Source organism: Lacrimispora sphenoides JCM 1415 (assembly GCF_900105615.1).
GTDB lineage: Bacteria > Bacillota > Clostridia > Lachnospirales > Lachnospiraceae > Lacrimispora > Lacrimispora sphenoides.
In genome coordinates this window covers 4,334,605-4,347,799 of the sequence record NZ_LT630003.1, presented here as the reverse complement: position 1 = coordinate 4,347,799, position 13,195 = coordinate 4,334,605, and the positions used below count along the sequence as shown (strand labels likewise).

General features: G+C 43.8%; 3 protein-coding genes and 1 tRNA gene. All 4 read left to right on the top strand.

Annotated elements, in window-relative coordinates:
- Window positions 1-70: 70 nt before the first annotated feature.
- The 4 genes from gdhA (at window position 71) to BMX69_RS19645 (ending at window position 13,067) form a co-directional block, all read left to right on the top strand.
- Window positions 71-1,405 carry an NADP-specific glutamate dehydrogenase gene (gdhA, locus tag BMX69_RS19660; protein ID WP_054791196.1) on the top strand — a complete coding sequence of 445 codons (1,335 nt, stop codon included), beginning with the start codon at window positions 71-73 and terminating at the stop codon, window positions 1,403-1,405.
- A 255-nt stretch (window positions 1,406-1,660) separates the two neighbouring features.
- Window positions 1,661-2,548, top strand: coding sequence for a DUF3881 family protein (locus BMX69_RS19655; RefSeq protein WP_054791195.1), 888 nt, complete (start codon window positions 1,661-1,663; stop codon window positions 2,546-2,548).
- A 139-nt stretch (window positions 2,549-2,687) separates the two neighbouring features.
- Window positions 2,688-2,764: transfer RNA gene (locus BMX69_RS19650), tRNA-Arg, on the top strand.
- A gap of 481 nt (window positions 2,765-3,245) precedes the next feature.
- Window positions 3,246-13,067 (top strand): doubled motif LPXTG anchor domain-containing protein, encoded by a 9,822-nt coding sequence (locus BMX69_RS19645; protein ID WP_100043298.1) that lies wholly within the window; start codon window positions 3,246-3,248, stop codon window positions 13,065-13,067.
- Window positions 13,068-13,195: the final 128 nt, after the last annotated feature.

Genomic DNA, 13,195 nt, shown 5'->3' with positions numbered 1-13,195 from the left:
CTTTTTGCCATTTTAAGTAATACTTCATATATGAGAAGTATGCATAAACCAATCAAAGGAGGAAAAAAATATGTCATATGTGGATGAAGTCTATGACAGGGTAGTGAGCCAGAACCCAGGTGAAACTGAGTTTCATCAGGCAGTCAAAGAGGTGCTTGATTCCTTAAAGCTTGTCATCGATGCCAATGAAGAAAAATACCGTAAGATGGGTCTTTTAGAACGCCTTGTAGAACCGGAAAGAATCATTTCCTTCCGTGTACCGTGGGTGGATGACAATGGTCAGGTACAGGTGAATAAAGGATACCGTGTCCAGTTTAACAGCGCTATTGGGCCATACAAAGGAGGCCTGCGCCTTCATCCTTCCGTCAACCAGGGAATCTTAAAATTTCTGGGCTTTGAGCAGGTATTCAAAAATTCTCTTACAGGCCTTCCGATCGGCGGCGGTAAGGGAGGTTCTAATTTTGATCCAAAAGGAAAATCAGATAGAGAAGTTATGGCATTTTGTCAGAGCTTTATGACCGAGCTATCCAAATATATCGGAGCAGATCAGGATGTTCCTGCCGGTGACATCGGAGTGGGAGCAAGAGAAATTGGATTCTTATATGGCCAGTATAAGAGGTTGACTGGCTTATATGAAGGAGTTCTTACGGGTAAGGGCCTTACCTATGGCGGTTCTCTTGCACGTACTCAGGCCACGGGATACGGTCTTGTATATATTCTTGATGAGATGTTAAAGCATAACGGAAAGGAGCTGGCCGGTAAGAATGTGGTTATTTCCGGTTCCGGTAATGTGGCGATCTATGCTACGGAAAAAGTTCAGCAGCTGGGCGGCAGGGTCATCGCATTAAGCGATTCCAACGGTTATATTTATGACAAGGATGGAATTGATCTTAACCTGATTCAGGAAATCAAGGAAGTACGCCGCGGACGGATCAAAGAATATGTGGATGTACATCAATCGGCTGTCTATACCGAAGGAAAAGGTATCTGGAGCATCCCATGTGACATCGCCCTTCCATGTGCAACACAGAACGAATTAAATATAGATGATGCAAAAGTGCTGAAAGCAAACGGCTGCTTTGCGGTTGCTGAGGGTGCGAACATGCCATCCACCAGAGAAGCAACGGAGTACTTCTTAGAAAGCGGAATGCTCTTTATGCCGGGTAAGGCAGCAAACGCAGGCGGAGTAGCAACTTCCGCCCTTGAGATGAGCCAGAACAGCCAGAGGCTTTCCTGGACCTTTGATGAGGTGGATGAAAAGCTTCATAACATTATGATTAATATTTACGCTAAGGCAGCTTCTGCAGCAGAACGATACGGCGTAAAGGGTAATTATGTGGCAGGTGCAAACATCGCCGGCTTTGAAAAAGTCGTTGAAGCCATGACGGCACAGGGAATCGTATAAGAAAAAGGGACCGCTTCCCCTAAAAAGGGAACTGGTCCCAATTTTTAAAATAAGAAAATTATGCTGGCATTATCATCATTTTTGGTATATAATAATCGATAAGGCTTGAGGCGGAGTATACTTCGCCTTATTGTTTTCCAGGAAATATTAAAATGAAGGTAGGCATAGCACAGCCTAAGTTTAATAAATTAGCCGTTGGATAAACTGCGGCAAACTGAACTTCCTTAAGATTATTAGAAAGCAGGTGATGATCCTATGCATAAATTCTTGAGAACCATTGGTTTCAGCCAATATCAAAAAGACAAAGAAATAGAAAAATTATTGGATGAGCTCTGTGAAGATTTGTCCGGCCTGAAACGGATTCAGATTGATGAGGAATCCAATCTCTGTGAGCTTCGCAGGGAAGTGGCTCCAGGTATGGGGATTGCTGTCTTTGGAGAAATGAACCGGGAAGGTAAATTTCAAAGAAGCTATTATTATCCATATTTGAAAAGTAATGATATGACATCAGAAGTATCCTGTTCCATCCAGCGTCACACGGAGCGGGAAACTTACGCCGGCCTTTTGGATGAATTTAAGGTGGGGATTTCCCTCATATTCTATATAGACAATTCCTTTGAGTGCAGGGAACGGATCATTGATCATCATCCTTTGGATACAAAGGATGTTTGTCTTTCCGGTCTTGCAGTAAGTGGTAAGGTCCTTCTTCCCATTCAGAAAACAGAGATTCAGAGGGAAAATGCCAGAGTGGCGGCAATGGACCGTAATACGCTTTTAGAAGCGGCTAAGAACGGTGATGAAGATGCGATGGAGACTCTTACCATTGAAGATATAGATTTATATTCCCAGGCTTCCAGAAGGGTGATGAAGGAGGATCTGTATTCCATCATTGATTCCTGTTTTATGCCCTGCGGTGTGGAATGTGACCAGTACTCCATTATTGGAGAGATCATAAAGATAGATGAGAAGAAAAATCAGATCACCAAGGAAGAGGTTTATGATTTCACTTTAGAATGCAGCGACCTTATATTCCACGTAGGAATTGCGAAAAAAGATTTGGTGGGAACTCCGGAGATCGGGCGCAGGTTTAAGGGACAAATATGGATGCAGGGCATCGTAAATTTTACAGAGCCTGTAGAATAAGTTTAAATATGTCTTGACGAAAAGTGTGATTGTGAATATAATAGTAGTCGGACCGCACTCAGCGGGATCGAGTGAATGCCTTCCAAGGGAGTTAAAGCGTTCACTTTTGGGGATTCGCCCCACATAAAATTTCATAAGTGTTTCTGTAGCTCAGCAGGATAGAGCGTCCGCCTCCTAAGCGGAAGGCCAGCGGTTCGAATCCGCTCAGGAACGCCAGAATTTTCGCCGAAGGCCTGATTTTATCAAGTATTCGGCTTTTTTTATAGAGAATTCCCCGATATGGTGATATATTAATATGCTTATTAGAAGATTATGCTGTGAACCTTAGTTTTAAAGGGTCCACAGCTTTTTTTTGCTGTTCTTAAGGATTAGTAATACCCTTAAAAAAGAATGTAAAATATTTAAGCGTGATGTGAAGTAAAATGGGATAAGTAACCACTCTGTAACCATCGAGATTTATAATGGAAAAAACATACCAATCAGAGGCAAAGTCCTAATTGTTACTATGTTTTGTAACCTTTATTCGCTGAAAAAGTCCTGCATAGGCAAACTCCAACTTACAGGTAAGATTTACTGCCGGATTCGAGGCAGCAGCGGTGAAAATAGATTTAATATGGAGTTCTTAATATGGCAACCCTGATTTTATAGGTCAGGATAAGATAGATGAATAAATATTAGCTAAGGAGGGGAACTTTTTATGAAAAAAGTGAGAGGTAAATTCAGGCGAAGCCTGGCAGGTTTCCTTGCTTTCTGTGTAACCGCCACATCATTTAATACGGTGTCATGGGCGGATGTAGGGAATGCTTTAGATACTCAAAATGTTACATTTATAATGTCCGGAGAGGATCTAAAGGAATCTGCTCAGGCAGCAGTTGATGAAGGAAATACACTGGATTTTGATGATCTGGGCATTACTTCGGAAGAAAGTACATCAAAGGAATATAAGAAATTATTTGAAGGTGGTTCCGTATATGAATTCATGCCTTCTTATGATACGGATGAGAATGAAGTCGCTGATGGAGCGCTTTTAAGGATGTTTATCCAAGTAAAGGATCAAAAGGAAGGATATCAGCTTACCGGAAATGAAAAGATAATCTTTCTGTATATGAATGATTCAGAAGGAACGATTAAATTCCGTACTGATATTGACGGATATATAACAGAAAAAGTTACTGTCAAAGGAAATACTTTTTTACTGGAAAAGGAAATAACGGTACCAGGCGGGAATGAAAAGGGAGAAAATCAGACCCCCGGGAAAGGTGCTGAAGAAGAAACGACTGTTACAGAAGAAACACCGGATGTAATACCGGATACAGCAATTGCACCGAGTGAAACCGAAGAAAACACAGAGTCTGCCGTTGCACCAGAGGAAGCAACGGAGGCTCCAGAAGAAACAACGGATAAAACAATGGATAAAACAACGGATAAAACAACGGATAAAACATCGGATAATACATCGGATAATACACGGGATGAACTGTCAGCTCCGGATGAAAGCAAAGAGAACGCAGAGATACCCGCTGCATCAAAGGAAACGTCGGAGAGCAAAGATCAGAATTCTGACCATGGCTCAGAGGTTAGCGAGCCTAAGGAAGCTGCCGTAGAAAATACGGATGCAAAAACAGAACAGATCTCCATGTCCCGACATTTGGTGCATGTATTGACAGCTCCTGTTGAAGATACTGTTTCTGATGATGTTGCCACACCGGGTAATGCCAGCGAAACCGTGGAGGAAGAGGAGAAAAACGGATCTGACCCTCAAAATAACACAAAAAAGGCCACTAAGGGAGATGAATACAGACATGTTATCGTGGATGAGTCTTATTATGCTAAGGCTTATGTTGTAACCTTAAAGGACTTAACGGCTGCTCAGAAAGACGGCCTTACACTTATCGTTAATCACCACGCTTATTATAATGATGAGGAGAAGGTGGAAACTGAGACCTTAACAGGTTTTGATGCTGGGGAAGAGGTCTTTGCCAGAGATTATAGCTGGAATAAGGATACCTTAGAATATTTGGGAGGCCCTCAGGATCATATCATAATCGGGGAACAGGAAGAGAACAAACTTGATCTTTATTATGAAGAGATTGTTCCGGATAAGGAAGAGGAAGACGTAGTGGTTCAGCCCAAATCCTATGTGTCATTAAGAGCCAGATCCGCTTTCAGCCTTCTTAGCGAAGACAGTACAACACCTGGAATGGTTTTTCCAACAAAGACTGCTCAATGGGTAGATGAAAACAATGGAATCGCCAAAATTGAATTTTCCATATTCGGAAATCCGATTCGCCAGGGCAGTGATGTTGTATTAGTAATAGACAGTTCCGGAAGTATGGCGGGTAAAAAGTGGACGTTAGCCGTAAATGCAGCCAAAGCCTTTATCACGAATTTGTATAAGCCGCAAGATGGTGTAGATTCAGATAACCGCTTGGCCATTGTTGATTTTGATTCCAGTGCGGCAAGGTATCCATCAGGGTCCGGGGATTCTTTCATAAAGGCAGACGATACCATCAGGGTCAATCAATCGACGTATTCAGCAGCTAAGTATTTTACGGATTATGTCTTGGCTTCGAGAATGTCGGCGCAAGGTGGTACTAATTATGATGTAGCCTTTGCGAAAGCAGAAGAGGCTATTAATGGGCGCTGGGATTCATCAAGGCCTGCGTATATTGTATTCATGAGTGATGGGGAACCAAGGGATAATGAGTGGAGCCCTTACCGTACGGGACAGGCAGGAGCGGAAAGGCTGAGAAACGATGGTGTTACGATCTATTCTCTGGGACTTGATATTGGAAATTCAGCATTTAACCGCTTTATCATGCCATTAGCCAGCGATCCGAAGAACACTTATGCTAAAAATATTAAGGATATCAACCAGCTGCCAGAGGTATATAACAATATTGCAAGCTCCATTAAAATTGCAGGTACAAATGCTGTGATTACAGACGTAATCAATACAGATGCATTTGATATTGTCACAGATTACAATGGCGGTACATGGTATGACGCATCTACAGGTACTACAACCAGGTCAGCGGACGGCCGTACAGTTACATGGAATTTTGGAAATATTTCAGAAAATAAGGAAACCCTGAAGATTTACATACGAGTGAAAAAAAACGTACAGGGAGGCACATCACCGTATACGAATAAGAATGCGGATGTAACTTATAAGGATCCAAATTATGTGATCAAAACGAAAGATATCCCAAACCCACGATTACCTGTGGGAGAAGTAGGAAATATCACAAGGAACTACTATCTGGTAAATAAAGATGGATATCCTATCAGTTCCACTGAAGCAACGGGTCAGATCGTTGAATTCAACAAACGTGTTGTATTAGGAACCGATTTATACGAAAGCGATTCGCTGCCATTTGGAACCTACGCTGTCTCCGCTCCGGCAGTGATTCAATATGAAGACAGCAAATATCAGTACGTTGCCGCCAGTGCAGGTACCGGTAAGAACGGATCACCAAATCCGTCCGATGTCAGCTTAAACGCCCAGAATAAGGCCGTTAATCTATATTTTGGCTATCAGTTCATTTCAGATGTTACGGTAACATTTGATGGAAATGGAGGTACTCCTTCTGTCAGTACTGTTACAATTCCGAGGGATACAGCACTTGGAGATAAACTTGCAAAGGCGGCAAGGGATGATGACTATATTTTCATGGGCTGGAATACCTCTCCTGATGGAAAAGGAGCCGCTTTTACAGATAAAACTATCGTATCTGAGAATAAGACTGTTTATGCACAGTGGAAGGCTAAAACCACAGTGGCTATTACTGCGGATCAGGTGATTAAAACTTACAACGGCCAGCAGCAGTCAGTCGATGGGTCTTCTTTCACAACAAGCGGTCTTCCGGCAGGTTATACATTGACTGGTATTACGGCAGTAGGTTCAGGAACGGATGTAAAGGACGGCGGTTATCTGATCACCCTTTCCGGTAGTCCCCAGATCCTTAATGATAGTGGAAATAATGTAACAAATCAGTTTAAGTTTACTACGGCTTCAGGCAAACTGACGATTGAACCGAAGGCAGCAACCATTGAAGTAAACGATGCCTCCAAGCCCTATGGATCCCCAGATCCGACTTTCAGCGGAACAGTATACGGTCTGATCGACCAGAATGATCTTGGCAGCGTCTTATATAAGAGAAGTAATCAAGGGATTGAGGCGGTAGGAAGATATCCGAATGTCATTGTGCCGGCGTATATAGAGAATCGCAATTATACCGTTACCGTGAAAAATGGAAATTTTGAGATCAAGACAGCATCGTTTGAAAATGCTTCCTTAACAGGAAATGGCGGTTCCTGGGAATATGACGGAGCTTCTCATGCGGCAGGAGCAACACTTAAGAATGCACCTGGTTATACTATTTTCTATCAGGAAGGAGACGGACCCTGGACTACGACTGCTCCAAGTGTCACCAATGTATCGGAGGGAGTGAAAACCGTTCAAGTAAAGGCGACGAGGACAGGATATGTGGACCTGTATACAAGTGATATAACGATCAAGATAACTCCGAAGGAAGCAACCATAAAGGTAAAAAACAGCAACAAGCAATTTGATCAGCCGGATCCTGAATTTAATGGTAAGGTAAGCGGGCTTATTAATGGCGCAGACTTAGGTACGGTCACTTATTCCAGAACCAATTCTGAAGAGGGAGTGGGTAAGTACCAAGCGGTTTTAAATGCGAACTATACCCCAAATGACAATTACACCGTAACTGTCATGAAAGGAGATTTTGAGATCAAATTAGCCAAGGATCCGGATGTGGATTTAAAGATTAAGGGCGGAAGCTGGCCCTATGATGGAAAGGCTCACAAGGTATCACTGGATGTATTCGATGGGATCTTTGCGAAACTGCAGAAATACAAGATTGAATACAGTATAGACAAAGGTGAGAACTGGTCCGAGGATATTCCGAGTGTAAAAAATGTAGATGATGGAACCCTGACAGTAATTGCCAGAGGAACAAGGACTGGATATGAGGACTTAGTATCAAATGAAATAACCTTGAGCATTACTCCAAAAGAAGTAACCATTACCGTAGAAGATGCTTCCAAACCGTTTGACCAGCCGGATCCGGTGTTCACAGGAAATGTAAACAGTCTTGTGATAGAGGGCGACCTGGGAACAATCAGCTATGTGAGAACCAATGACGCAGAAGGAGTCGATGTATATCCGGGAGTATTGGATGCAAAGTACACAAAGAACTCCAACTATGAAGTAACCGTTATCCCGGGAACCTTTGAAATAAAAACAGCTTCCGTGGAAGGGGCGAAAGTAAATGCCGTAGGCGGTGAATGGATCTATGACGGAAATTTGCATACAATAACCGCTGATTTAGAGAATGCGGACGGCTACGTAATCTACTATCAGACAGGAAATGAAGAGTGGACGACAACACCACCGGGCATAATAAACGTTCAGGAAGGAACCGTAATCGTATCGGTGAAGGCCGTTAAGCCCGGGTATGAGACCCTTACCGCAGAGCCGGCAGAAATAAAGATTATTCCCAAGGCTGTGACCATTACCGTAGAAGGTGCCTGGAAATATTATGGCAGCGATGACCCTGTCTTTGGCGGAACCGGACCGGAACTGGTAAATGCAGGAGATTTGGGGACGATCAGCTATATGAGAATAAATCAAGCGGAAGATGTAGGGGAGTACGAGGAAGTTTTAGATGCCAGGTACGAGGTGAATCCCAATTATTCGGTTACTGTTTCTAAAGGAAACTTTGAAATCAGGACGGCAACCATGGAAGGTGCCAAACTGATGGCAGAAGGCGGCGAGTGGATCTATAATGGCACGGCCCATGAAGCAAAAGGATTATTAAAGAATGCGGACGGTTATACCATCTACTACAAAACCGCAGACAGCGACTGGAGCATGACACCTGTAAGCGTGACCAACGTGTCCGAGGGAACGGTACCCGTATCTGTTAAGGCAGTAAAGAGAGGTTATGTAGACCTGACTGCAGATGATGTGACTCTTAAGATCAATCCCAAGGAAGCTTCCATTAAGGTAGATAGTATCTGGAAATTCTATGGAGAGGCAGATCCTGCATTCACCGGAATGCCAGACGGCCTTATAAATGCCGGAGATCTTGGAGAAATCAAGTACGTGAGAACCGGTAATGGTGAAGATGTAAAGAAATATCCGGGAGTACTGGACGCAGCATTCACAGAGAATTCCAACTATACCGTAACCGTTACAAAGGGTGATTTTGAAATTAAAACAGCATCGATTCCCAACGCTTCCGTAGAAGGAGTCGGTGGCGATTGGGTATATGACGGAGTCTCTCATGCGGCTGAAGCAAAGCTTACCAATGCTGAAGGTTATACCGTATATTACAAGGCTGGAAATGGTGACTGGAGTACCACACCACCAAGCGTGACGAATGTATCCGATGGACTGGTTACCGTATCCGTGAAAGCGGAAAGAACCGGTTATGAGCCCCTGTCATCAAAGGATATAACTCTTAAGATCAATGCAAAGCCAGTGACCATCACTGCAGATAATTCCTCCAAGAACTTTGGTGAAAAGGATCCTGTATTCACCGGAACGGTGGATGGTTTGATAAACCAGAATGATCTTGGAAAGGTCATTTACATAAGAAGTAATGAGAGGGAAGAAAGCGTAGCATTTTATGGAAATGTAATCGTACCGGCCTATACTGCAAATGACAATTACATTGTAACTGAGAAATATGGCAGCTTTGAAATCAAGACAGCATCAATTCCAAACGCTTCCGTAGTAGGAATCGGAGGAGAGTGGGTGTATGACGGATCTTCTCATGCAGCAGGAGCAGAGCTTAAGAATGCGCCTGAGTATACAGTTTTCTATAAGCTGGGAGATGGTAAATGGACAGAAACACCACCACGAGTAGCCAATGTATCCGATGGTCCATTAACCGTTTATGTAAAGGCAGTCAGAACGGGATATGTGACTCTGGAAGCAGAACCAGTCATAATCAGGATAACACCGAAGGAAGCATCCATAAAGGTAGATAATAACTGGAAATACTTTGATTTGGCGGATCCGGTCTTTGACGGTAAGGTAAGCGGTCTTGTAAACAAAACAGACTTAGGTACAGTCAGTTATATCAGAACCAATGATGACGAGGGAGTAGGTAAATATCAAGAGGTTTTAAATGCTCAATACACTTCAAATAGTAACTACAACGTAACCATTACAAAAGGCGATTTCGAGATCCGGTTAGCCAAGGATCTGGATGTGACTTTAAAAATAAAAGGCGGAAGCTGGCCCTATGATGGAAAGGCTCACAAGGCATCGCTGGATGGATTCGATGGGATCCTGACAAAACTGCAGAAATACAAGATCGAATACAGTATAGACAAAGGTGAGAACTGGTCCGAGGATGTTCCAAGTGTAGAAAATGTAGATGATGGAACCCTGACAGTGATTGCCAGAGGAACAAGGACCGGATATGAGGACTTAGTATCAAACGAAGTAACCTTAAGCATCACTCCAAAAGCAGTCACCATTACCGTAGAAGATGCTTCCAAACCATTTGACCAGCCGGATCCGGCGTTCACAGGAAATTTAAGTGGCCTTGTGACAGACGGTGACCTGGGAACAATCAGCTATGTGAGAATCAATGATGCAGAAGGAGTCGATGTATATCCGGGAGTTCTGAATGCAAAATACACAGAGAACTCCAACTATGAAGTAACCGTAATTCCGGGAACCTTTGAAATTAAAACAGCTTCCGTGGAAGGAGCGAAAGTAACTATTGCAGGCGGTGAATGGACCTATGACGGAAATTTACATGCAATAACTGCCGGCATAGAGAATGCGGACGGCTACTTAATTTACTACCAGGCAGGAAATAAAGGGTGGACGACAACACCTCCAGGCATAACCAACGTTAAGGAAGGTACTGTAACCGTATCTGTGAAGGCTGTAAAGAACGGATATGAGACTCTTACCGCAGATCCGGTAGAAATAAAGATTATTCCCAAGGCTGTGACCATTACCATAGCAGATGCCTGGAAATATTATGGCAGCGATGACCCGGCTTTTAGCGGACCGGGACCGGAGCTTGTAAATGCAGGAGATTTGGGGACGATCAGCTATGTGAGAACAAATCAGGCGGAAGATGTAGGGAATTATGAGGAAGTTTTAGATGCCAGGTACGAGGCGAATCCCAATTATTCAGTTACTGTTTCCAAGGGGAATTTTGAGATCAGGAAGGCAACCATGGAAGGTGCTAAACTGACAGCGGAAGGCGGCAAGTGGATTTATGACGGAACGGCTCATAAGGCAAAAGGTTTATTGGATCATGCAGATGGCTATACCATTTATTACAAAGCTGGTGAGGGCGACTGGAGCATCACACCACCAAGTGTGACCAATGTATCGGAAGGGCTAATGACGGTATCTGTAAAAGCAATGAGAAACGGTTATGAGGATCTGATCGCAGATGATGTAACACTTCAGATCATTCCCAAGGCAATTGCCATTCATGTGAATAGCAGCTCCAGGTTTTATGATCAGCCGGATCCAATCTTTACAGGAACCGTAGATCCCCTTGTAAATGAAGGAGATCTGGGATCAATCAGCTATATCAGAACAAACAAAGAGAACGATGTGGCTGTATACACGGGAGTTCTGGAAGCAGTATTTACAGAAAATAAGAACTATACCGTATCCGTTGTGAAGGGCAATTTTGAGATTAGGACGGCAACCATGGAAGGAGCAGTCCTTACAGCGGAAGGCGGCGAATGGACTTATGATGGAGCTGCCCACGAAGCAAAGGGCTTATTGAATCATGCCGATGGCTATACCATGTATTACAAGACCGGTGACAGTGAATGGAGTACCGCACCGCCAAGTGTGACCAATGTATCAGACGGAATGGTAACAGTATCTGTAAAAGCAGCGAGAGTCGGTTACGAGGATTTGACTGCAGATGATGTGACGCTGAAAATAAATGCAAAAGAGGCATTTATCACAGCATATCATGCATTTAAGTACTATGATGATGCAGATCCTGAATTCTCTGGAACGGTGGAGGGTCTGATCAGCCAGATGGATCTGGGGAATATCGCTTACATAAGAAGCAATGAAGCTGAGGCGGTAGGAAGCTATCCGGATGTCATTGTACCGGCGTATACAGAGAATAGCAACTATATTGTTACTGCGAAAAATGGAGACTTTGAGATCAGGACAGCATCGCTTTTAAATGCTTCCTTAACAGGAACAGGCGGTACCTGGGAATATGACGGAGCTCCTCATGAGGCAGGTTCGACGCTGGAGAATGCACCTGGTTACACGACATTCTACAAGACAGGAGACGGCGAGTGGACGGAAACCCCGCCAAGCGTAACCAATGTATCAGAAGGATTTGTAACTGTCCAGATAAAGGCAACGAGGTCTGGATACGTGGATCTGGAAGCGAAAGCCGTAATCATCAGGGTGGCAGCAAAGGATATAACCATCCGGGTAGACAATAAGAGCAAGGAATATGGTACGGCAGATCCGGAGTTTACCGGTCAGGCTGATGGTCTGGTTGCGGAAGGGGACTTAGGGACCATTCGTTATCACAGGCTTGAGGCAGACCAAAAGAAAGAAGATGCCTCTGATCAGATAACATTAACAGCAGCTTATAACGCAAATGAAAACTACAAGGTTACTGTTATTAACGGGGAATTGAAGATCTATGCTGGGAATAACAACGGAGTAAGTGTTGCCGGGCAGGCAGTGACCTATGACGGCCACGCATACGGCTTAAAAGATGCAGCAGCGATAAAAGCCGGGTCCACCTTATTATACTCTTTGGATCAGGTAACATTCAGCGAGAAAAAGCCGGCCTTTACAGATGCAGGAACTTACTTTGTATATGTAAAAGCCCAAAATCCAAACTATGCAGAAACAGATGTAGTGAAAGGTACCGTAACAATTAACAGAAGACCTGTTACCATTACTGCGGATAGTGCGGAAAAGAGGTATGATGGAACTGATCTAAGTGCCAATGCTGCTAAGATCACCCATGGACAGCTGGCAGAAGGCCATAGTTTAAAAAGCGTTCTCTTGACAGGAGCTCAGAAGTCGGTTGGCAGCAGTGACAATATTGCCAGCGATGCGGTGATCACATCCGGAGACCTTGATGTAACCGCGAATTATGAGATCACCTACGTTGCAGGCAGACTGACAGTGACCTATGTAAGCAGTGGAGGCGGTAACAGCGGAGGAGGCGGTAACAGCGGAGGCTCCTCTCCGAACACGAAACGTCCCTTTGTACCGGGCGGCCCGGGTGATAACTTTGTGACAATCACTCCTGATGCGGTACCATTATCAAATTTACCGGTTGAGAATGACATAGAAACCAGCCTTCTGATAATTGATGACGGCAATATTCCATTAGCAGGTCTGCCGAAGACAGGAGACAAAATGCATGTACAGGGACTTGTGGCATTATTGTCAGGATTCCTGCTGGCTGCTTATGCGGCATTAAGCAGCAGGAACAAGAGGGAGAACCGGTAAAAGAAAGGCTTTGGTTTTCAAGCAGCCGGCAAGTAAATTATAAACAAATACAGGGCAGAACTTTCCGATGAATCGGTTGGTTCTGTCCTGTTTTCATTACGCTTAATTAAATTCAAGGTGTACCCTAA